Genomic DNA, 22,250 nt, shown 5'->3' with positions numbered 1-22,250 from the left:
GCTGTGACTTGCAGAACAATTGCACGTGCGCCTCCCGAACCGCTCACCGTTGAGCACCACCATATTGCACTTAGTGCACACGTAATATTTCGTCTTAAATACCCCGCAGCAGCCCCTGCTAAAACGCTAGAACCCTATCGAGCAACAACAGCTTCTCGGGCGCAGCATTCGGGCATAGCATTCGGATATAGCAAAGGGGCGTGCACTCCCCCATCGGGAATACACGCCCCATCACAAGCAATCACCTAACGGCTAGTCGCCACCACGAATCACCTTCACAGCTTCCTTAATCGGACCGTCAAAACGCAGGTTACCGTGCTCCAGCACCACGCCGCGGTCACAAATCTTAGAAACCAAATCCAGGTCATGGCTCACCACGGCAAGAGTCTTACCGGCAGAGCACAGCTCCTGAATCTTCGCAATACACTTCTTCTGGAACGGCTCATCGCCCACCGCAAGAATCTCATCCACCAGGAAGATATCCGGGTTCGTATGAACCGCAACCGAGAACGCCAGACGCAGGTACATACCCGAAGAGTAGAACTTCACCTCGGTATCGATAAAGTCGTGAATCTCAGCGAAATCCACAATCGAATCGAAGGAAGCCTCAATCTCCTCCTTGGACATACCCAAGATCGCGCCGTTGAGGTACACGTTATCGCGGCCGGTCAGATCCGGGTGGAAACCAGCGCCCACCTCAATCAGACCCGCAATATTGCCGCGAGTGAGAACCTCACCCTCATCGGCGCGCATCACGCCAGAAATCATCTTCAGCAGCGTGGACTTACCCGAGCCGTTCAGACCCAGAAGAGCCACACGCTCACCCTGACGAATGTCCAGGCTCACGCCGTTGAGCGCATTGAACTTCTCCGAAAGATCACCCTTGCGGCCCTTAATCAGCCACACAAAAGCTTCCTTCATCGAACGGGTGTGGCGCAGAACGAAGCGCTTCACCAAATTCTCCACGTGAATCACCACGGGAGCGTCCGGGCTCACCGGCGGGAACTCAAGCTTCTTAATATCCACAGAATCAGAGCTCCTGGGCGAAGTTGCCCTCAAACTTACGGAAGAGCAAATCACCAATCAAAACGGTCAGCAGAGAAATACCAATGGCAATCGGAGTCCAGAAGCTGAAGAGATGCGGAACCACCTGCGAAGCAGGAAGTGCCAAATCCTCAGGACGGAGCGTCGGATGCCAGAAGCCATAGTGGAACAGCTCCACCGCAACGGTCAGCGGGTTAATCATGAACACGTTGAACACCCACGGGTACAGGGTGTCACGCACCATGGTCCAGGAGTACAGCACCGGCGAGAACCAGGTAGCCACCATCAGTAGCATGTCCACAATGTTCTCCGAATCGCGGAAGAACACGTTCGCCACACCGAAAATCAGACCCAGACCATAGGACAGCATCATCACAATCAGCATGCCCGCCAGAATCGACCCAAACGCCAGGAAGGTCGGGGACCAACCCACCAAGAAGCAGGCCAGCAGCATCACAGCGATCTGAGGCACAAAATGCACCAGAGCCACCCACACCGTCGACAGCGAGAACAGCTCACGCGGCAGGTAAATCTTACGAATCAGCGCGCTGTTAACCACCATGGCGCGAGCACCATTACCAAAACCCTCCGAGAAGAAGTTAATGGCAATCATGCCCGAGAACAGGTACACCGCATAGTTGTGCATACCGCGTTCCAAGCCAAGGAACATACCCATGGCAATGTAGAACACCAGGAACTGCACACCCGGCTTAATGTACGACCACAAAATGCCCAGCACCGAGCCGCGGTAGCGGACCTGGATTTCCTTATCGACCAGCAGTCGAAGCAGGTAGCGGTTCTTCACCGCATCCAGGATGCCGCGCCCACGGCCGGGCGCCTTCAGGGGAACAGACTTCAAATCGCTCATCGGGTCAGCTCAGAATCCGTATGCTCAGCAAAGGTCTTAGCCCACGCATCGTAGGACGCAACCTCTGCAGCCTTCGAACGGTACTGCTCACGCAGCTGCTCCCAGCCGGTCACCAGCTGGACGTGCAGTTTAGCTGCCTGAGCCAGCTTCGACTTGAGCTGCTCGGGGTCGCGGCGGTACCAGAACAGGCCGGTACCCTCAGCGTTAGTCGCCAGAGCCGAATCGAACTTCGACAAGGTCCACCAGTTAGTCTCACCGTAGTTCAGCTGAATCTGCGGGTGAGCCTTCGCCTCTTCGCTCACCGGCTTGAACAGCTGACGAGCAACAGTCTTCGCGGTCCAGGAAGCAAGCTTCTTGTAACCGGGGGACGCGAAGGAACGGCGGCCACGGAACGGAGGCTTCTTCGTCTGAATAGCCGGGAAGTCATCCACATTCGGCTTCACCTGAGACTCCGGGTACTCCTTAGCCATCGCACGAATCACCGGCAGACGCTGCGAGAGCGAGGGGTGCAGGTGCTCGGGGCCGGAGAGCAGATCCTCCAGCGCCATCAGGCGGCCAGCCTCGGTGTAGTACTGCATGGACAGGGTGTGCTTGACGTCCAAGAACAGGGACTCCAGCAGCACGCGGCCACCCTTATCGAAGGGCGAGTGCAGCAGCGCCGTAATGAGGCGGTTGCGCTCGTGGTAGTACGCCTGCCAGCCGACGGAGTCATCCTTATCGGTCCAGGACACGTGCCACACGCCCGCACCGGGGAAGGACACGGTAGCGAAGCCCGCGGCCTTAGCGCGCAGACCGTACTCAGCGTCATCCCACTTCAGGAACAGAGGCAGGGACAGACCGATTTCCTTGATGACGGTGGTCGGGATGAGGCACATCCACCAGCCGTTGTAGTCCACGTCCACGCGGCGGTGCAGCCACGGGGTGTTACGCAGGTTGTGGTGACCCAGGTTGTGGCCCATCGCCATGTCATCGTGCGGCTTAGCGTAGAAGTTACGCCACGGGTCAACAACCTCACCGAACGCGTGCAGAACCGAACGGTCGAACATGTCGAACATGTGCGCACCCACGATGGTGGGTTCCTTGCAGTAGTTCGCGAAGGTCACCATACGCAGAATCGACTCGGGCTCAACGATAACGTCGTCATCGAGCAGCAGCACGTAATCGGAACCGTTGTTGACAGCCTCGAACATGCCGCGCGAGAAGCCACCGGAACCACCCAGGTTGCCCTGGTTGATAATGCGGAACTTACCGGAGAGGGGCTTGACGACCTCTTCGAAGTCCTCGTGGTCCTGCACCTTCTGGGTACCCTGGTCCACAATCAGGAACTCGTGCACAGCATCGAAAATCTCGGGGCTCTCACCCAGAGCACGAATGTTATTGATGCAGTACTCCACCTTGTTCATGGTGGTAATCTGCACGGTCGCCTGACCAGCCTTCACGTCTGCGCGGGGCTCAATGTCGCCCAGCCAGTTCGCCTCAACCAGCTCAAGGTCGGTGGTGCCTGCCAGGTCGAACCAGTACCAGCCGCCGTCACCGAACGGTGCCAGGGGCAGCGTGAAGGTGTTGGTTTCCTCGCCGGAGAGCAGCTTCGCATCCACGCGCTGAATCACGCCACGGCCGTTGGACTTGTACACAATGACCATGCCCTCGCCGCGAGTCTGAACGCTCAGAACGACCTTCTGCAGGTCAGTCCAGCGGCGCCAGTACGAGGCGGGGAACGCATTGAAGTACGTGCCGAAAGACAGGCTCTGGCCCGCGTTCACGGTGATGGAGCGGCGGCTGTTCAGGCTGTTCGCGGCATCACGGTTCGCGCTGGCGCTCGACACAGACTGACCGGAGGTGTTCATCGCCTCCGCAATGGAGGTGGAAGCGTCACCGTCAATACGGGTGGGCAGCTGAACGCCGGTTGCGACACTCGCGTCCACGTACAGGGGCACGACGTCAGTCTCAACCGCGCTCGGGAAAATAACCCGCTGCAGGTTCTTCAAAGTCTTATCAGCCATGGTTATGCGTCAACACCACCGGACTCGATCTTCGCACCGTTAGCGAAGTGCGGGCGGATCTTGTTGTCGAACATGGACAGTGCAGCGCCGATAGCCATGTGCATATCCAGGTACTTGTAGGTACCCAGGCGGCCACCGAACAGCACGTTGTTCTCGCCCTTAGCCAGGTCGCGGTACGCCAGCAGCTTCTCACGGTCCACGGAGGTGTTGACCGGGTAGTACGGCTCGTCGCCCTTGTTCGCGAAGCGAGAGTACTCGCGCATGATGACGGTTGCGTCCTTGGTGTAGTCACGCTCGGGGTGGAAGTGACGGAACTCGTGGATGCGGGTGAAGGGAACATCAGCATCGGGGTAGTTCATCACGGAGCAGCCCTGGAAGTCCTCAATCGGCAGGACTTCTTCTTCCAGGTCGATGGTACGCCAGGACAGGTCGCCCTCAGCGTAGTCGAAGTAGCGGTCAACCGGGCCGGTGTAGACCACGGGAATCTGACCCAGGACGTTCTCGCGAGAGTACTGGTGACCGGGCTCGAAGAAGTCAGTGTTCAGGTGCACCTCAATGTTCGGGTGCGCCGCCATACGCTCCAGCCATGCTGCGTAGCCGTCAACGGGCAGACCCTCGTACTTGTCGTTGAAGTAGCGGTTGTCATAGTTGTAGCGAACCGGCAGACGGGAAATGATGGATGCGGGCAGCTCTTCCGGCGGGGTCTGCCACTGCTTAGCGGTGTAGTGCTTGATGAACGCCTCGTACAGGGGGCGACCAATCAGGGAGATACCCTTGTCATTCAGGTTCTGCGGGTCGGTACCAGCCAGCTCGCCAGCCTGCTCAGCGATGAGCGCCTTTGCCTCTGCGGGAGAGTAAGCTGCGTTGAAGAACTGGTTGATGGTACCCAGGTTAATCGGCATGGGGTAGACGATGCCGTTGTGGCGGGTGTACACGCGGTGTACGTAGTTGGTGAACTCGGTAAAACGGTTCACGTACTCCCAGACACGCTCGTTGGAGGTGTGGAACAGGTGCGCACCGTAGCGGTGCACCTCAATACCGGTCTGCTTCTCCTTCTCGCTGTATGCGTTACCACCGATGTGGGAACGGCGGTCCAGCAGGGCAACCTTCAGGCCCAGCTCAGTGGCAGCCTGTTCTGCGATGGTCAGACCAAAGAGGCCCGAACCGACTACTACGAGGTCAGCGGTCAATGTTTTCTCCTGTATTATCACGGCGCACCGCCGCTTCTGCGAGGGCGGTATTCACCTACCAGATTGGACACATCCGAGGGTTCTCAGTCGCGCCGCAATCCGCACGGGTGGGTACAAAAAGCCCCTCCCGTGATGGATATAGTCATAATCTAAGATACCTGTTTATCAAGCACTACGCATACTTATGACGTGCTTTTAGGGGCTTTTGGACTATTGTTCGCACACTCTTTCTCTGTGTGAATATTCTTCGCGAACCCCGAGGTCAAGCGGGTCTGAGACAGTTCTTTCTTCTGTGTATTTTTACGGCCCGCTCACGGTGAAGGAATTTTATTTACGGGTAAATATTCACCCCGCTCTATTTACTGCGATAATTAGCCGTCGCATAGAGCCGCAGATACAAGGGACAGGTCGAAGCGGGCATTTTAAGTGCTCTCACGCGCTACAAGAAAGCACCCCTGCCGGCATATTTGGGGATGCGCGCCGGTGCACGCGAGAGGTGATTGGGGCGGTTTATCCACAGCTTTTTGAAAAATGGGGCGAAAAATTCAAAAAATACGAACGTCTTAGTTTATATACAGGTAATTCATTGAGCTTTAATGCTTTTTAATGTTTTCTGAGGGTATGACTCTCTTCTTTCTCGACCACCACAACACCACCAACGCGCTCCCCTACCCCCGCGTACTCCGACTCGACGGCGAGGCGGCACCCAACGGAATACAGCTGCACCCCGGTAGCACAGGTAGCACAAACCAGCAGGCTCTAGAGCAGGCACTCAACCACGCTCTGCAACGCTCTACACCCGGCGCGCACGCTCAGGCGCGGGATACAACGTTCCAGCTACGCCCCGCGCACGATAAGGACCCCCTCAACACCTCGGATGCGCTAAATATCCACATTCCGAACGAATCTCAGCCCCTAAATTCTCAGCCCCAAGATTCTCAATCGCTGAACGCGCCCGCCGTCAGCCTCCTGCACATTCTGCGCGGACCCGAAGCGGGCGCAACCTTCCCCATCAGCCGCGGCCGCACCAGCCTCGGCAGGGCGGCACTACCTGCCCGTGGAGGAGAACAGCCGCACCACATTCACCTGCAGGACCCCTTCCTCAAGCCGGTGCACGGCAGCTTCTACGCCGATAGCTCCGGCATCCGCTGGATCGAGAAACGCCCCGCCGCAAGCGAGGGCAGCGAGAAGGCACATGGCAGTATGAAGGCGCAGGGCGCCGAGCCGCGCATCCTGCGCTGGGACGAGCCTTTCCGCCTCGGCTCCTCACTCTGCATGCTCACCTCACCCAGCGCCGACCGCGAACACACCACTAAGAAGGCGAGCGCCACCGCTCCCCCCGGTTCTTCTCTCGGTTCTTCTTCTGGCTCTTCCAGTGGCGAGCCCGCGCAGACGCTCGCTCCCCTGGGCGATGCTGGCAACCCCTTTGAGCCAGTGGTGGTGAACCCTCCCACGCCGCGTAAGCTCAAGCAGATTCTGTTGAGCGTGTGCCTGCCCATTGTGGTGGGTCTGATTATTGCGCTGGTGACCGGCATGTGGTTCCTTCTGCTGATGTCTGCGGCGTCTTCGCTGCTGATGCTTCTGCATTTCTTTGGCGGTCGGGCGGAGAACCGTGCCGCATCGCAGCAGACTCATCAGGCGGCACTGCAGGAGAAGGAACGTGCTCTCGCCCTGCCGACCGCGGGCGACCTGGCGATTTCGGGTCCCTCTGCCCTGCATGACTACCCGGCTATTGTGCTCGGGTGCGGTCCCCGCCAGCCCTACCTGCGCGGCCGCAACCTCCCGCTGGGCGCTCTGGAGAAGCAGGATGCACCCCACTATCTACCGCTGCCCACCCCGGTTCTCGGTCACTACCTTAAGTTGGAGGAGGCGCATCTGCGCGCCTACCTGGTGCAGCTGGTGGCGGGCTATCCGGGTTCGGTGCACGTTCTGCTGGCCGAAGCTCACAATAGTGCGCAGAAACGTATGAACGCCCTGCTACAAACTCTGGCTGTGGTGCCGGGCGTGAGTGTGCATTGTCTGCCGGGTACGCAGCAGGAGAAGTATCTGCAGGCTCTGCAGAGCAGCTTGCAGTCGGAGCTTTCTTCCTCGGTTCCGCCGCTGATTCTCATGCCGCAGCATGCGAGCGCGGTTTACGCTCCCCTGCTGACCGCACTAACCTCCGGTGCTATCGCTGAGGGTTCGCAATCCCGCGCGCTCTCCTCCCCGCGTGAGCAGAAGATGAACGCCCCTGCGCTCTGCGTGCTGGGCAGTGCTGAGGGTGATAATTCCGCACATGCACCCGGTGCGCTTTTTGGTGCCGCCTGGGTTGAGTGCGCGAGTGAGGGTAGCCACCGTCAAAGCATCCGTTACCGCGCGCAGGGCTATGCGATGCCTCCGGTGCAGCCCACCGAGGGTGTCTACCAGGTGCATCCTCTGGCGTGTGAGGGTCTGTGCCAGCACGCCGATGGGCTCAGCCTCGAGGCGTTCTGTACCGCTCTTGAGAACCTGTACCGCGCCGGGTGCGAGCAGGAGCAGGGCGCGCTCAGTGAGGGGCAGGTGCACCAGTCGGCGCATCTGTTCTCATCTCTTCAGCAGCAGAACCGCGCCGATGACATGGCGGTGGAGTCTGTTCTGCAGCGCTGGTCCGCTCAGCGTTACGCCTCCGATATTCGCTGCTACCTGGGTGTTTCTTCGGGCGGTTCGCTGAATATTGGTTTATCTGAGCACGGTCCGCACTGGTTGCTCGGTGGCACGACCGGTGCTGGCAAATCGCAGCTGCTGCGTTCGCTGGTACTCAGCGCTGCGCTACGTTACCCGCCCGAGCGTCTGGGCCTGATTCTGGTGGATTTCAAGGGCTCTGCTGGTTTGGGTCCTCTGGCTCAGCTGCCGCATGCACTCAGCGTGTTGAGTAATTTTGATGTGTCGGCGGTGGAGCGTGCGCTCGAATTTTTGCGCGCCGATATTCACCGCCGCGAGGTGGATCTGCAGGCACTCGGCGTGAACTCCTACCGCGACTACCTGGCTTCCTGCCAGGCGGCGGGCACGACTCCGCGCTACCCCGAGCTGCTGATTGTGGTGGATGAGTTCCGCATGCTCATCGATTCCATGCCGGATGCTATGGCTGAGCTGATGCGCATCGCCACGATTGGTCGCTCGCTGGGTCTGCATCTGGTGTTGGCGACTCAGCGTCCGCAGGGTGCTATTTCGCAGGATATTCGCGCCAATATTGCCACGAGCATTTGCCTGCGCGTGGCGAGCGCTCAGGATTCCTATAACCTGCTGGAGCATGAGTCTGCGGCGTATATTTCGGCGGCGCATCCGGGTGCCGGGTATGTGCGCCTGCCGGATGGTCGTTCCCTGCCGTTCCGCGCCCCGCTGGTGGATGCGGTCCCCTCGAGCAGCGATGCCCGTCCGGTGCAGGTGTTGGGTCTTGAGGAGGGCGGCTGGCGTGAGCTGACTGCCGCTTCTGCCGTTCAGAAGGGCGGCGGTAATGAGGATGAGCTGCTGATTCGTTCGGCGCAGCAGATTCGTGCGCTCTATGAACGCGAGTACGCGCCGAGGAGTCTTCAGAAGAATGCAACGGTTCAGGATGAGTACTGCCCGATTCCGCCGGAGCTTCCCGAGAACACCCCGCTGCCCGTGGTGGAGGCGCCGGTTAGCAAACCGGTAGCGTACGGCACTGACCCGGCGGCTACCCCGCAGGAGCCTGCAGACTCTGGCGTTGCCTCCGAAGGGTATCTATTGGGTGAGCTGGAGATTGCCCGCTACGGTGTGCGCCGCCCGATCAGCTGGTCGGGTCAGCAGACGCTGGCATTGCTGGCGCAGAGCGCCGAACGAGCCCCGATGCTTTACGGGCTTTTAGCTCAGGCATTCGCCGCCCGCACGCCGGTTGTTCTGCTGACCTCTGACGGTGCGCTCTACCGCGACCTGGAACCCTACGCCGGTGCCTTTGAGTCGCTCGTGGGTGCACAGGAGCTTTCGCATCTGCGGTTCTGCTTGGAGGAGCTGCGCACCCCGAACCTGTGGGGTACCGAGGCTTCCACCCGCCCGCTCATTGTCGTGGACGGTCTGGACAGTTGGCTGGAGGCACTGGTTCGCCAACCCGATACGGAGAACCTGCTCTACGATCTGCTCTCGCAGGGGTGCCGTCGCGGCTATTCGGTGGTGTTCACCTCCACGTTGAACCCGCGCGGCCGTTTCGCTGCGGCAGCACATTCCACGCTGTTGAGCCGCCGCTTCTTGGAGGCCGATCTGATGCGTTCGACGAGCAAGGACTACCCGACCCCGGCGCAGAGCCACTACTGCGTGGAGGGTGCCATCAATGAGGAGTTAATCGGGGATCAGCCGCTGAGCGCTTCGATTCTTTCGCCCTGCGTTGCGGGTTTCCAGGAGCTGGTTCAGGTTCTGCGACGCAACGCCGCGAGCGCTTCGAGCGGGTCAAACACTCGCCCCGGCACTCTTCTGCGGCAGTTCCCCGAGTACTATCGCATGCCCTCGACCGAGTACGTGACCGCCGCCCACGCCGCGTGCAATCCGCAGGGCGCTAAGCTGTTGGTCGCGTTTGACCGCCGGCAGATGCCGGTGTGGTTGAGCGCCCCGGCTGGCGCGGTAGTTCCGGTGCAGGGTTCCCGTTCGGCGGGTAAAACCACCCTGCTGGAGAGCATTGCTCATCTCAACCCGCAGCTGGATACCCTCGTCCTTGAGGGTTCTGGCGGCACCACGGGTTCTGGCGGCGCGTCGGGTGAGCCGCCGAGCGTGGAGCGTACCCGCGCGCTCCTGGACTCGGTGACAAACCCCGCGCGCACACTCGTGCTCATTGATGATCTGCAGTACCTGCAGCCCGCCGTTCAGCAGCTACTTCTGGAGCGTCGCGGTGAGTTCCGTGCCATGCTGGTCGCCTACACGCCCTGGCCGAGGCGCGCTTCCTCACCCCTGCTGGCTGCGCTCATGGGATGCTCGCGTGCGCTTCTGCTCGCGCCCGCGTCCCTAGCGGATGCCGACATGTGCACGGTGACCGCGCTACCTCTGGATCGATTCACGCAGGGTGAGCAGCCCGCCGGCCGTCTTGTGGTGGTGGATGGCGCCTCCGTGTGCGCGGCGCAGGTTCCCCTGGCGCTGAGCACGGCAGCGCAGGCTGTAACAGCTGTGCAGAAGGTGCCGGTAGCGGTCTAGAGCTGAGCACTCTAGAGCCGAGCCGTCTAGGGCTTAGCGGCGTTAAGGGGTTTAGCGGCGTCGGCGGCTGTACTTCTCTGCTTCTTCGCCCGATGCTTCGGTGACCGCCTCAATATAGCGGCGGCTACTGGGCATGAGCACGAAGACGAAGGCAACCGCCGCGCCAATAACACCCGCAATCGTGATGGACTGGCTAATGTTCAGGCCATAAGCACTCACGTTCATGATGAGGGTGCTTGCGGTGACCCACAGGGTGCAGAGGGTAATCAGAATCATGGGCAGGCGCGAACCGAAGCGGCCGCGGTAAAAACGCAGCCCAAAGTAGGTCATGCCCGCTGCAATGAGCACCTGGAGTACGCCGCCCACAATTGCCTGGGCGGTGGACAATCCACTGACGATAAAGGGGTAGAGGATACCGCGAATCAGAATGTATGCCGCGAAGGTTTCGGTCAGGGCGAATGCGTAGATGACGTTGAACGGGCGTGACGGCACGGTGGGCTCCTCAGGGGTAGTGTCGGCGGCAGACCGGGATGTACTCAGTCCGATGTGCTGGTGCGTTAGCGGGTGGGTGCTCCCCTGCCTCGGGTTCGCCTCGGGTTCACCGCCTCGTCGTCGGTGCGGTATTTCAGGGGTAGGTACCGCTTTATATTATGCCTGAGGCGCCGCTCACCCAGCCGCCTGCGTCTCGCCCATGAGACGAGACGCAGGATATGTGTGTCAGCATGCGATTCCCCACCCTCTCAATTAGACAAAGGTTTGCCTAAGTGATAGATGCCTCAGTGTAATACTGAAGTTTTTAGAGAAAAGTACTTGTCACATCCGCTCCAACATGCGAAAGTTGATAAGTCAATTTTCACCCTAACGCTGGGTGAGCATCCCGTCAGCGGATGTATTTGACACGCGCACAGGAAAATAGATGTGTCTTGCCACCGCGTGAGACCGTAAATCATGAAGGAGGTCCACCGTGGATTGGCGTAGTCGTGCAGCTTGTTTGGACAAGGATCCGGAGCTGTTCTTCCCCGTAGGAAACACCGGACCTGCCCTGTTGCAAATTGAAGAGGCTAAGACTGTCTGCCGCTCTTGCGAGGTTGTAGACGTCTGCCTGAAGTGGGCCATCGAGACCGGCCAGGACTCCGGCGTATGGGGTGGCACCAGTGAAGACGAGCGTCGTGCGATGAAGCGTCGCGCAGCTCGTGCCCGCCGTGCATCCTAACTTCCGGAGTATTCAATAGGGCATCAAAAGCGTGGTGCAGTGACTTTATGTCGCTGCACCACGCTTTTGCCATATACAGAACCTATCTAGACAGCAAACTGCCGCCACCCCGTACTCGGGGCGGCGGCAGTTCTACATGTCATACGAGAAGGGCTTAGACGAGCACCGCGGTGATGACCACGCGGGTACCGGTCGGTTCGTTAGCCTCCCAGCGGATCGAGCCGTTCAGCTCGCTCGCCACCAGGGTACGCACAATCTGCATGCCCAGGCCTTCCTTACCGGTCACCGGGCGGTAGGCGTTCGGGCCGGACTCTTCGATCTTCTTATCACCCATGCCCTTACCGTCATCAGTAATCACGACGGTGAGGATGTTCTCACCCTCATCGTTGATGCCGCGAATACCCTCAAGGGTCACGGTGCCGGTCTCGCCGTCCAGGCCGTGCTCCACAGCGTTCGCGACAACCTCGTTGATAACCAGTGCCAGAGGGGTAGCGAACTGGCTCGGCAAAGACCCAAAGGAGCCAATCAGCTTGGTAGACACGTGCTGACCGGGGGAAGCAAGCTCAGCGGCAAGGTGGAACTGACGCTCAATCAGCTCATCAAAGTCGACGTTCTGAGTCAGACCCTGCGAGAGCGCCTCGTGCACGGTAGCGATCGTTGCCACGCGGCGCATCGCCTGCTCCAGGCCCTGACGTGCCTCATCAGTGGTCATACGGCGCGACTGCAGGCGCAGTAGAGCGGACACGGTCTGCAGGTTGTTCTTCACGCGGTGGTGAATTTCGCGGATGGTCGCGTCCTTGGTCATAAGTTCCAGTTCGCGGCGGCGCAACTCGGTCACGTCACGGCAAAGGATCACGGCGCCCTCACGCTCGATGTGAGCACGCCTCTGTGCCAGCAGCGGGATGGATCGCATGGTCACACGGGCACGAGCAATAACCAATTCGGTGCGCAGGTCGCTGCGTCCGGCAAGGACCAACTGCAGAGTTTCATCCGCCTGCTCACCGGCAGGAAGCATCGCACGGGTGACATCGGCAAGGTTTCGCTTTTCGAGGTAGCCGGTCATGCCCATGCGGTTGTACATGGAGTTCGCATTCGGGGAGGCAACCACCACGCGGCCGGCGGGGTCAAGCACAATAATGCCGTCGATCACGCGGGGGTTGCCCTGGGTGTTATTTCCCTGGGCGAGGGGGTCGGGCCACAGGCCGGAGTGCACCATGGAGAGCATGGTGTCAGCAGTATATTCGTAGACCTCGTCGCTGATGGAGGGGTAACCATTGGGGGTGGCAATCTTGTGGCTGGTCAGCAGTGCGATGGTGCGGTTATTGCGCACAATGGGCACAAAAGTCACGTGTACACGCGGTCGAGCACCGACGCCTTCACCGCTTCCTTCGTCGGTGTAGGTGCTGATGTTCTGGTCAATCCAGACGCGGTATGCTTCGTCGCGGATTCCCTCGTCCATCTCGCGCTGAATGATGTCGCGGTGGAAGAGGGTTCGAACGTTGGAAGGGCGCACGTGCGCGATGGCACGGAAAGTACTGGTTGCGCTGGGGCCGGATACGGCATCCGGGGAGCTGCCGTCGGCAACAATGTAGTCGGTGGGGAACCATAAAACCAGGTCGCTCTGGGCGATGTCAGAGATGATCTGCCATTCACCCTTGATGAGGTGAATACGTTCAGTATCGCCAGGACCGAAGTCGTAGGCGCTCAGAGTCGCTTCAGTAAAAGACATATGTTTGCGTGCTTCCCATGAGTTCGGGTAGGTTCAACTATTTTACGGTTTGCTCGCCGCAATTCCCATTCAAACGGCAATACGTGGAATAGTTTACAGAGCATTTCTTGAAGCAGGCTTTTATTCCCAAATATGACGCTGTGAGATGAGATGAAACCCTCAATTTTGAGATGAAATATTCGTGCTACTCCCCCGCCCTCACTATGCTTGAGGTGCAGAAAACCCGACCTGCCGGCGCTCCCAATGTCGGGACCGTATACCGGCAGGTCGGGTCTTCTTGTGTCCATTTCTGGCAGACAATAATGTTAGCGCTCTGGCCTCACGCTACGCGCCGGGCTTGACGCTATGCACCCGGCTTGATGTCGGGCGCTGAGGTTGACGCTATGCGCCGGCGCGTACCGTGTACATACCTTCAAGCATCGCTTCCAAGGACTGCACGACCGCGTGGCGGGGTGCGACCTCCAGCAGCGCTTCACCGTTACGGCGCAAACGGTCCATGACCTTACGCTCGTACGGGATCACGCCTGTGAGCGGAACCGACAGGTAGCGTGCCCAGTTATCGCGCATCTTCGCCTCGGGGTTGAATCCGGCGGCTTCGCGGCGGCTGCGGTTGAGCCAGTACTGCACATCCGTTTCGGGGGCGAAAAGATCCGGTCGCGACTGCACCTCGCGGGCAAGGTTAATCAGGCGCGGCAGGCCGATGACGTCCGCTTCACCGAGCGCAATTACGCGGTCGGCGCAGGCGAGCGCGGTGAGGGTCGCGGCGTTACGGCGCGGTGCCGGGCCGTCAAAGGTCAGTTCCTCGTCGACCTCGATGGGGGCGGCAACATCGCAGATGACCAGGTCGTAGCGGTGTTTGAGCCATTCGAGTACTTCGGCGAAGGCGCGGGCGCGCACCTCGGGCCAACGCGAGGAGGAAGTGATGCCGCTCAAGAAGTCGAAGGTGCCGTTTTTGAGGGGCACGCGCTCCATGATGGCTCCGGCTTTCTTCTCGTCGAGCTGGGCGCGGTCGGCGTCCGAGCAGAGAATTGCCAGACCGGAGCCGGTGTCCTCGAGCGCCATGAGCGCATCCAGGCTGGGCGCGTAGGTGTCTGCATCGATGAGGCAGACCTGCTGCCCCTGCTGCGCCGCGAGGGCGGCAAGGTTGAAGGCGATGGTGCTTCGACCGGGCGCGCCGTGAGTGCCCCAGACGGTCACAATTGTGCCGAGGCGGTGGCCCGGCTGGTAGCGGGAAGGCGCGGCGGGGTCCTGGTTGATGTCAGGGTGCTGCGGCAGGGTGCCGTCGTTATTCTCGTTCTGCACGTGCAGGGCGTAGTCGCTGCCGGGCGCGAAAGAGTCAACGATGGCAGCGGCCTGACTGAGCACGGATTCCTCGTTGCTGGGGGCGGTCGAGGAGGCTTCCGCCGGCTCAGGCGCACCGGGTGCGTTTCCGGCGGGCACCGCGGGGTCGATTCCGTAGCTTCCGTAGTCGGCTCCGTAGGGCGCGGCGGTGTTTGAGCCAGCGCCCGCGGCGGGGTCGTAGCCGTAGCCGCCCGCCCCATATCCATCAACGCCATAGCCAGCAGCTCCGTTATCGTAACCGTAGCCGTTGTATCCGCTGTCGTAGCCGTACCCTGCATCGTATCCGTAGCCTGCGTCCTGACCGTAGGCGGCGTGCGCCTCCGGCTGATGCACCGCCTGCGCGGGAGCCTGATTCGGGGTCTGTGCGGGAATGCCGTAGCCGGCGGCGGGTCGGGCGAGCGCCGCATCCACCGCTTGTTCGAGCGAGCCCAGAATCTCGTCGAGGGCAGCTTCGGGGCGGATACGGTGAGCCTGCGTGGGCAGATGCAGGTTGTCCGGGGCGATGACCGCCAGGAGCACCTCGGAGGCGGCGAGCGCATCCACGGTGGAGGCGCTTATTTCGGCGGGCACGTGGGCACAGAGCAGCACGCGGGCAATGCCGGTGTGCGCCATTCCGACGGCTTCGCTGAAGTCCTGCACGGTGCGCGCCACGGAGACGCGGCCGCGTTGGGATTCGATGCGGTTCAGGAGCGAGCCGTCATCGCCGTAGAGGATGACGGGGATGTTCACTGACCCTCCCCATAGGTGCCGGGGATGAGGCTGATCTTGGAGTCGCTGTTGCTTTCCTTGACGAGGGCGGCGAGGGCTTCTTCCTTGACCCACAGCTGCACGGTTGCCTTGCCGTTGGCGCCAAGCACGCCTTCGTCGACCGTTACAGCAACGATTTCAGCGTTGGTGACGATGGCGCGGGCGCCGTTTTCAGTGCGGTTATCGCTCTTGGTGTCGGGGTTGCGCGGGCCGGAGGTCCACACGTCCACGCGCTCGCCCGCCTTCAGCGCGGAGGCTGCCGCACGGTCAATGCTGACGGTGGCGAGACGGCGGCCCGGGGAGGTTTCGGTGCCTACGGATTCCTTGCTGATGAGGTTACCGGCGGGGATGCGCTGAATCGCGATTTTGCCGTTCATCTGGGCGGCGTCGGCGCGGGTAAAGTACTTATCGTTGGCGGAGTCGATGTTCGCTTCGACTCGGGCTAGTTTGTCTTCGGTGATCTTCTCGCCGAGGCGAATCTCGCTTTTGGCGGTGTAGTACTCGGTTTTGCTGTTGTTGGCTTGCACGTAGAGCTGCACGCCAGTGATGGAGACGAGCACGAGAAGTACACCGAGGATGAATCGCCAGTCCTTGACGGTGGGCCTTTTGAGGCGCCTGGCGTGGGGCTCGGTGAGGGTGGAACGCTTCGTCGCGTTCTGTCGTATGCGCATGATGTGGTTGTGCCTTTCGGTGCGGAAGCCGGCGGTGATTCCGGGTGTTGTTCAACTGACCGATGAGCGAGTGGTGTGTTTTCGATAGTGCTTTGACTGGATTCTGGCACTAACCCTAACAGCATATTTCATTTAGTACTCGCTCTCAACAAGAGTCGCGTTTATGAAATATTTTTGAGTCTTGCCCCTTTTGAATGGGTAATTAGATAACTTTTCAGCTCATATAAGGCTTTTTGTGCGCAAATTTCATGGTGATGACATATACTGAAAGTACTCAATAGATGTTCCGTATGGACTCTATGTATAAGGCCGCTAACGGTGGCTAAGGGGCCCAGGATTTCACTCACGGAAAGGAATAATTCGATGACTGCACCTCGTTTCCTCACTCTGAGCGACGTTGCCGAGGAGCTGCAGGTTTCGCTTTCGCAGGTGCGTGCTCTGGTGCGTAGCGGCGAACTTCCCGCCATTCAGATTGGTGGACGTAACCAGTGGCGCATTGAACGCTCTCGTTTTGAAGAGTACATTACTGAGCGCCACGAGCAGACTCTGGAGGCGATTGCTTCCGGCAAGCTCACTGCAAAGGCTAAGGCTGAGTAGCATTCGACATGCACCTCGCGGGCGCAACGCTCGAGTGGTTTTAGAAAGGTCCGCTCCTCTCATTGAGATTTCAATGGAGAGGGGCGGACCTTTTTGTGTTTATTGTTGCTTTTATAAGGGAATTTATACTTGTCGAGGCGTTTTTATGGGCGTTCCCACAAATTGAACTGCCCACTATTTACCCCGTGCTTTTAGCGTGAGATACGGGCGATAACTGCGCTAATACGAGCCAGCGGAATGGTGCGCACGCCAGCGCCGCGAGGTGCACGGGAGTAGCCGGAGGCGCCCTGCCCGTAACCACCATGCCCGTAACCGCCCTGCTCGTAGGCTCCCTGCGCACCGTAGGCTGCACGCGCGTACTGGTCGCGTTCGTGGATGCGCGGGTACTGTCCACCGTTGAGCAGGCGCAATTCGAGGAAGTCGGCGCCAACTCGCTCAATCACGCCATCGTAACTGACGGTGCCGCCTTCGAGGGAGAGGCGGACGGGCTCGCGTGCCATGGCGAGGGAGCGCAGGGCTAGCTGGATTTTCATGCGGTAGCGTTCGGGGCGAACATCAGCGCGTCCGGGAGCTATGCCGCCTTCCCACCAAAGCATTCCGCGCAAGGGGATGATGATGTTCTCGCCGCGCGCTTCGATGCTGACCCATTCTTCGCCGACCATTTCGAGCTTACCTTCGTAGGTTTGCATGTCGGTGGCGCAGATACGGATGGGGCCGCCAACTTGTGCGAGGAGGCGGTCGTCGAGGGTGATGGTTGAATAGTGGACGCGGGCGACTTGGCGGGCGTCTTGTTCCATATCCCAGGCGCGTTCGGAGGCGAGGCGCGCCTCAATGTCTCGTAGGAACTTTTCCATGCTCATGCTATGACCCTACCTGAGGATGGATGCGGATACGAACCGGGGTGTTTTTCTGGTCGGGCAATGATTCTTGAGCCTAATTTTTGAAGCAAATTCCACCAAATTACATGTTTTTTATACATTTTGATGCGTTTTGCTTCATTTTTAACACGACTTCCTGTATAAATGAAGCAACATCAAAACACATCAAACACACCATTTGGAGGTCATTGTGGACCATCTTTCCACGCCGGGTTCAACCCCCGCAGCCTTCGCTTCGCATCCCCTTGCGTCCGTTACTCCTCTGGCATCTGGCGCTGACGCAGGTCATGAAACCAGCACCAAGGCTAACTACCAGGACGCTCTGCTCTTCATCGCCCCTCCCCTGCTTTCCGCGGCGGTCCTGGGCGCGTTGAGCGTGAACCTGCACCGCATCCCCTCGGCGCACCCTCTTGCTGACGCTTCGTTGCTCTGCGCTGGCGCGGCGGCAATCCTCATTACCGCCTGGTGGTTCATCAGTTTTATCTACGCGCTCTTCTACGCTCGTTCCCTGCGAGTTTCGAGCCGCAACGCTGACCGCGCTGTGCTGCAGGTTCCGGCGATTTTCCGTCCGCGTTTTATGCGCCGCATCGTTCTGACGCTCGGCGGCACGGCGCTCGGAGTGGGGGCGGTTCTGGCTCCCGCGCAAGCTACGGTGGCTACGCCCAGCAACGCGGGGCTGAACGGCGCGGAGGGCATACCGCAGACAACCATTTCAGCAGTTATGGCAGCAGATTCATCGATTACCGCGGCGGCAGACGCCAGCTCAGATGCGGTTCTCTCCGATACCGCCCCGAATCAGTCCGCTACTCCCCTGACCCTTTCTGCTGAGGTTCCCAATATTCCCCTGGCTCCCGAGCCTTCGGAGGCGGCAGGCTACTTGCAGGACCGTAGCCCTTTCTTTTCTCCTCCCCGCACCGAGGCGGGCACCTACTCTTACACGGTTCAGGCGGGCGATACGCTCTGGTCGATTGCCGCCGACCAGCTGGGCGAAGGCACCGACGCCTCCACCATTTACGACTACACCCTCGACATTTACGAGGCGAACAAGGACGCTCTGGGTCAGAACGCTGAGCTGCTCTACGAGGGGCAGGTTCTACAGATCCCCGAACAGCCCGTTCACTAACCTCACCCGCGTCTTCCACCCCATTCCACCTCATCCCAACAGTCTTTCGTTCGCTCAACTCACCTCACATACCCCTACACCGAAAGCCTCTGCACCGAAAGGAGCCGTCATGAGCTTCTCCAACCTTCTCCCCCGTTCCCCGTGGACCCCGCCGCATCAGCCTGCCTCCCGCGACAACCAGTCTGCCAGCCCGTACTCGAAGCGTCAGGCGGCACGCGCCTCCCAGCCGGTGATTCAGCAGCAGGTGGCTCCGCTCCCCGAGCAGGGGCAGGGCACGATGACTCTGGTGCAGAGGCGCAACAGTCCCTCGGTTTATTCGCTGCTTCCTCTGCCGCGTTATGAGCAGCATTCGGCTCAGCGCCCGAAGGTAGTGAAGAGGGGCCGCCCGCTGCGTCCTGCGGATGCACTAGCTCGCCAGTTGGAGGGTCGTTGCGCGGGTGTGGCGATTGCTTACCTGGAGATCATGTCGGCTCGTCGTTCGCGTCAGCAGCTGGCGCAGTGGGTGTCAGCGGATTGTTTCCACCGTCTGTTGCCATTCTTCCCGAAGAACCCGCGTCAGGTGCGCAAGGAGATGCTGTTGACCCTTCCGCCGGTTCTGTTGCGGGTGCGAGCGCAGAAGGTACACGAGGAGCTCTACGAGGTGGTGGCGCTACTGCGTTGTGCGGATAAGGTGCGCGTGGTGACCATGCAGATGCGCCTGATTCACGGCATGTGGCTGATTACCGCAATTGAGCAGCCGCAGAGCCGCTTGGACGAAGACTAAGGCTTCCCCGGCTTCCCCTACAAAACACACAGACAAACAGAGAGGGTGCGAATCCAGTGTTGGATTCGCACCCTCTCTGCTAGGTCTATAGCATTTCAGCTTTTACGCTGAGGCTACTTGTCCTTCGAGCGTTCCACGTGAACCTGCTCGTGGCCGTCCTCATCCGGGGCGGAGTACTGCAGGAACTTCGGGCGCGAAGGCTCAGCCAGGCGCACGGCAGAAGCCTGAGTGCGCTGCTTGGACAGGTCAAGGTTGAACAGGTAGGTCACGGTCTCTTCACGGATCGCGCCGAGCATCGACTGGTACATGTCGTAGCCTTCACGCTGGTACTCGACCAGCGGGTCACGCTGAGCCATCGCACGCAGACCGATACCTTCCTTGAGGTATTCCATCTCGTACAGGTGCTCGGGCCAGCGCTCGCCGATGACGGACAGCATGACACGGCGTTCGATTTCGCGCATGCTCTCTTCGCCGACGCTCTTTTCACGCTCATCGTAGATGAGGTGTGCGTCCGCCAGGACTTCCTTCACGATCTGGTCGCGAGTAATCTTGGTGCGGTCTCCAGCGTCTTCAGCGAGGTCGTCCACGGTGATGGAGATGGGGTACACCTGCTTGAGGGCGCTCCAGAGCTCGTCGAAGTCCCAGTCCTCGGCGTGGCCTTCAGCGACGCGCGCGTCGATGATGGTGGTCAGCACCTCGTCCACGAAGCCAGAAATCTGTTCCTTCAGGTCGTCACCGTGCAGGATGCGGCCGCGGTCCTTGTAGATCGCTTCGCGCTGGCGGTTGAGCACGTCGTCATACTTGAGCACGTTCTTACGCTGTTCAGCGTTACGGCCTTCAACGTTTGACTGGGCGGTAGCGATAGCGCGGCTGACGATCTTGGAGTCCAATGCGGAGTCCTCGGGGGCTGCCGCCATGAGGCGGGTTGCCATGCCGGTGTTGAACAGGCGCATCAGTTCGTCGGTCAGCGACAGGTAGAAGCGGGACTCACCCGGGTCACCCTGACGGCCGGAACGACCGCGCAGCTGGTTGTCGATACGGCGGGACTCGTGACGCTCAGTGCCGAGCACGTACAGGCCACCGAGCTTGGTGACTTCATCGTGCTCTTCTTTAGCGGCGTCTTCGCAGGCCTTCAGGACCTCGGGCCAACGTGCCTCGTACGCCTCGGAGTTGGTGTTCGGGTCCAGGCCGAGCTCACGCATCTTCTCGACGGCCTCAAATTCGGGGTTACCGCCGAGCATAATGTCGGTACCGCGACCAGCCATGTTGGTTGCCACGGTGACGGCGCCCTTACGGCCCGCCTGCGCAACAATAGCAGCCTCACGCTCGTTGTTCTTTGCGTTCAGCACCTCGTGGCGCACGCCTGCCTTCGCCAGCTGGCGGGAAAGGTACTCGGAGTTCTCCACGCTTGCGGTACCCACCAGAATCGGCTGGCCCTTTTCGTGGCGTTCCTTAATGTCCTTGACGACCGCCTTGAACTTGGCGATTTCGTCGCGGTACACCTTATCGGGGTTGTCGATGCGCTGCACACCCTTGTTGGTGGGGATGGGCACCACGCCGAGCTCGTAGGTGTTCATGAACTCTGCCGCTTCGGTTTCTGCGGTACCGGTCATACCGGACAGCTTGTCGTACATGCGGAAGTAGTTCTGCAGAGTCACGGTCGCCATGGTCTGGTTCTCAGGCTTGATTTCGACGCCTTCCTTCGCCTCAATCGCCTGGTGGATGCCGTCATTGTAGCGGCGGCCCGGCAGAATACGACCGGTGTGCTCGTCAACAATCAGGACCTCGCCGTCAATGACCACGTAGTCCTTGTTGTTGGTGAACAGCTCCTTCGCCTTAATGGAGTTGTTCAGGAAGCCAATGAGCGGGGTGTTCTTGGATTCGTAGAGGTTCTTCACACCCAGGTGGTCTTCCACCTTGTCAATGCCGGGTTCAAGGATGCCGACGGTGCGTTTCTTCTCGTCTACTTCGTAGTCTTCACCGCGCTTAAGCAGGGTCGCAGCAATGCGCGCGAACTCTGCGTACCAGCGGTTCGCCTCACCGGCTGCGGGGCCGGAAATGATCAGAGGGGTACGTGCCTCATCAATCAGGATGGAGTCGACCTCATCGATAATGGCGAAGTTGTGGCCGCGCTGAACCTGCTCCTCCACGGTCCACGCCATGTTGTCACGCAGGTAGTCGAAGCCGAACTCGTTGTTCGTACCGTAAGTGATGTCTGCGGCGTACTGCTTACGACGCTCGTCCGGCTCCATGGAGGACAGAATCACACCGCACTCCATGCCGAGGAAGCGGAACACGCGACCCATGAGGTTCGCCTGGTACTCAGCCAGGTAGTCGTTCACGGTCACAATGTGCACGCCCTTGCCGCTCAGGGCGTTCAGGTACGCGGGCAGGGTCGCAACGAGGGTCTTACCCTCACCGGTCTTCATTTCGGCAATGTTGCCCAGGTGCAGCGCTGCACCACCCATGAGCTGCACGTCGTAGTGGCGCTTGCCCAGGGTACGCTTGGATGCTTCACGGACCACCGCAAAGGCCTCCGGCAGCATAATGTCGAGGGATTCGCCGTCCTTGACGCGCTCGCGGAACTTGTCGGTCTCTGCTCGCAGTTCCTCATCGGTCATCGATGAGAAGCTGTCCTCGAGCGAGTTCACCGCCTTTGTGTACGCTTCGAGCTGTCGCAGAACCCTCTTATCGCCGGTTCGGAGGATTTTCTCCAAGAAAGATGCCACTGAGCTTCTACTCCTTGCTTGTTTCGGTACCCTCACCAAGGGCGCGCGAAAGTGCGCGCGGTGAGGCCTTCCTACATATTGTATGGCAGAGCCGCCTAATTCGCCCGTCCGAGCTCTTTTTTACGCTGTGCGCCCACGAGGTGACATTTGGTGACACTCGAATCTTTCACCCTCCGGTTGAGGCAGAGCCGACCCGTCCG

Annotated in this window: 15 protein-coding genes; 5 read left to right on the top strand and 10 right to left on the bottom strand. The window is 60.0% G+C overall.

Features of this window, described 5'->3' with window-relative positions; genetic code table 11:
* Positions 1 to 252: 252 nt before the first annotated feature.
* The 4 genes from HMPREF2971_RS01480 to glf are packed head-to-tail and all read right to left on the bottom strand — an operon-like array spanning position 253 to position 5,105.
* A complete protein-coding gene (locus HMPREF2971_RS01480; RefSeq protein ID WP_044150294.1) occupies positions 253 to 1,026 on the bottom strand; it encodes an ABC transporter ATP-binding protein in 774 nt (257 codons plus the stop codon).
* A gap of 4 nt (positions 1,027 to 1,030) precedes the next feature.
* Positions 1,031 to 1,912 (bottom strand): ABC transporter permease, encoded by an 882-nt coding sequence (locus HMPREF2971_RS01475; protein ID WP_070690823.1) that lies wholly within the window; start codon positions 1,910 to 1,912, stop codon positions 1,031 to 1,033.
* Complete coding sequence (locus HMPREF2971_RS01470) at positions 1,909 to 3,915, bottom strand: glycosyltransferase (protein ID WP_070690820.1); 2,007 nt, start codon at positions 3,913 to 3,915, stop codon at positions 1,909 to 1,911. The genes HMPREF2971_RS01475 and HMPREF2971_RS01470 overlap by 4 nt, the downstream gene beginning before the upstream one ends.
* A gap of 2 nt (positions 3,916 to 3,917) precedes the next feature.
* The gene (gene glf, locus HMPREF2971_RS01465) at positions 3,918 to 5,105 is read right to left on the bottom strand and encodes a UDP-galactopyranose mutase (RefSeq protein ID WP_005508581.1); all 1,188 of its coding nucleotides are present in this window, start codon (positions 5,103 to 5,105) and stop codon (positions 3,918 to 3,920) included.
* A gap of 621 nt (positions 5,106 to 5,726) precedes the next feature.
* On the opposite strand from glf, the gene HMPREF2971_RS01460 reads away from it, so the two are divergent.
* Positions 5,727 to 10,259, top strand: a complete 4,533-nt coding sequence (locus HMPREF2971_RS01460) for an FtsK/SpoIIIE domain-containing protein (RefSeq protein WP_246825011.1) — start codon at positions 5,727 to 5,729, stop codon at positions 10,257 to 10,259.
* 51 nt (positions 10,260 to 10,310) lie between these two features.
* Here the strand turns inward: HMPREF2971_RS01460 and HMPREF2971_RS01455 are convergent, their stop codons facing one another.
* Positions 10,311 to 10,751: an alpha-N-acetylglucosamine transferase gene (locus HMPREF2971_RS01455; protein WP_070690813.1), complete on the bottom strand. Its 441-nt coding sequence runs from the start codon at positions 10,749 to 10,751 to the stop codon at positions 10,311 to 10,313.
* A gap of 472 nt (positions 10,752 to 11,223) precedes the next feature.
* On the opposite strand from HMPREF2971_RS01455, the gene HMPREF2971_RS01450 reads away from it, so the two are divergent.
* Positions 11,224 to 11,472, top strand: coding sequence for a WhiB family transcriptional regulator (locus HMPREF2971_RS01450; protein ID WP_005505386.1), 249 nt, complete (start codon positions 11,224 to 11,226; stop codon positions 11,470 to 11,472).
* Positions 11,473 to 11,626: 154 nt separating this feature from the next.
* Here the strand turns inward: HMPREF2971_RS01450 and HMPREF2971_RS01445 are convergent, their stop codons facing one another.
* The 3 genes from HMPREF2971_RS01445 to HMPREF2971_RS01435 form a co-directional block, all read right to left on the bottom strand.
* On the bottom strand, positions 11,627 to 13,201 hold the full coding sequence (locus HMPREF2971_RS01445) for a sensor histidine kinase (RefSeq protein WP_070690809.1): 1,575 nt from the start codon (positions 13,199 to 13,201) through the stop codon (positions 11,627 to 11,629).
* Positions 13,202 to 13,582: 381 nt separating this feature from the next.
* Entirely contained in the window at positions 13,583 to 15,271 is a 1,689-nt protein-coding gene (locus tag HMPREF2971_RS01440; RefSeq protein ID WP_070690806.1) for a nucleotide-binding protein, read from the bottom strand.
* Positions 15,268 to 15,960 carry an SAF domain-containing protein gene (locus tag HMPREF2971_RS01435; protein ID WP_012903218.1) on the bottom strand — a complete coding sequence of 231 codons (693 nt, stop codon included), beginning with the start codon at positions 15,958 to 15,960 and terminating at the stop codon, positions 15,268 to 15,270. Before HMPREF2971_RS01435 ends, HMPREF2971_RS01440 begins: the two co-directional genes overlap by 4 nt.
* A 363-nt stretch (positions 15,961 to 16,323) precedes the next feature.
* On the opposite strand from HMPREF2971_RS01435, the gene HMPREF2971_RS01430 reads away from it, so the two are divergent.
* Positions 16,324 to 16,557 (top strand): helix-turn-helix domain-containing protein, encoded by a 234-nt coding sequence (locus HMPREF2971_RS01430; RefSeq protein WP_044150292.1) that lies wholly within the window; start codon positions 16,324 to 16,326, stop codon positions 16,555 to 16,557.
* A gap of 191 nt (positions 16,558 to 16,748) precedes the next feature.
* On the opposite strand, the gene HMPREF2971_RS01425 is transcribed toward HMPREF2971_RS01430, so the two are convergent.
* On the bottom strand, positions 16,749 to 17,417 hold the full coding sequence (locus tag HMPREF2971_RS01425) for a histidine kinase (protein WP_070507572.1): 669 nt from the start codon (positions 17,415 to 17,417) through the stop codon (positions 16,749 to 16,751).
* Positions 17,418 to 17,625: 208 nt separating this feature from the next.
* Between HMPREF2971_RS01425 and HMPREF2971_RS01420 the strand changes: the two genes are divergently transcribed.
* The gene (locus HMPREF2971_RS01420; RefSeq protein ID WP_070507664.1) at positions 17,626 to 18,558 is read left to right on the top strand and encodes a LysM peptidoglycan-binding domain-containing protein; all 933 of its coding nucleotides are present in this window, start codon (positions 17,626 to 17,628) and stop codon (positions 18,556 to 18,558) included.
* A 109-nt stretch (positions 18,559 to 18,667) separates the two neighbouring features.
* Positions 18,668 to 19,321 carry an Rv3235 family protein gene (locus tag HMPREF2971_RS01415; protein ID WP_070690803.1) on the top strand — a complete coding sequence of 218 codons (654 nt, stop codon included), beginning with the start codon at positions 18,668 to 18,670 and terminating at the stop codon, positions 19,319 to 19,321.
* Between the two features lie 113 nt (positions 19,322 to 19,434).
* Here the strand turns inward: HMPREF2971_RS01415 and secA are convergent, their stop codons facing one another.
* A complete protein-coding gene (secA, locus tag HMPREF2971_RS01410) occupies positions 19,435 to 22,050 on the bottom strand; it encodes a preprotein translocase subunit SecA (protein ID WP_070690800.1) in 2,616 nt (871 codons plus the stop codon).
* Positions 22,051 to 22,250: the final 200 nt, after the last annotated feature.

Source organism: Rothia sp. HMSC066G07 (assembly GCF_001814485.1).
In the GTDB taxonomy this organism is placed as follows: domain Bacteria; phylum Actinomycetota; class Actinomycetes; order Actinomycetales; family Micrococcaceae; genus Rothia.
Note: the sequence above shows the minus strand (reverse complement) of the source record. Positions and strands in the feature narration are given on the sequence as shown.

What these genes read in the sequence shown, in the direction of transcription:
- HMPREF2971_RS01475 (WP_070690823.1), bottom strand. Translation starts at nt 1,912, where the DNA reads ATGAGCGATTTGAAGTCTGTTCCCCTGAAGGCGCCCGGCCGTGGGCGC.
- HMPREF2971_RS01470 (WP_070690820.1), bottom strand. Translation starts at nt 3,915, where the DNA reads ATGGCTGATAAGACTTTGAAGAACCTGCAGCGGGTTATTTTCCCGAGC.
- HMPREF2971_RS01460 (WP_246825011.1), top strand. Translation starts at nt 5,727, where the DNA reads ATGACTCTCTTCTTTCTCGACCACCACAACACCACCAACGCGCTCCCC.
- HMPREF2971_RS01445 (WP_070690809.1), bottom strand. Translation starts at nt 13,201, where the DNA reads ATGTCTTTTACTGAAGCGACTCTGAGCGCCTACGACTTCGGTCCTGGC.
- HMPREF2971_RS01435 (WP_012903218.1), bottom strand. Translation starts at nt 15,960, where the DNA reads ATGCGCATACGACAGAACGCGACGAAGCGTTCCACCCTCACCGAGCCC.
- HMPREF2971_RS01430 (WP_044150292.1), top strand. Translation starts at nt 16,324, where the DNA reads ATGACTGCACCTCGTTTCCTCACTCTGAGCGACGTTGCCGAGGAGCTG.
- HMPREF2971_RS01425 (WP_070507572.1), bottom strand. Translation starts at nt 17,417, where the DNA reads ATGAGCATGGAAAAGTTCCTACGAGACATTGAGGCGCGCCTCGCCTCC.
- HMPREF2971_RS01415 (WP_070690803.1), top strand. Translation starts at nt 18,668, where the DNA reads ATGAGCTTCTCCAACCTTCTCCCCCGTTCCCCGTGGACCCCGCCGCAT.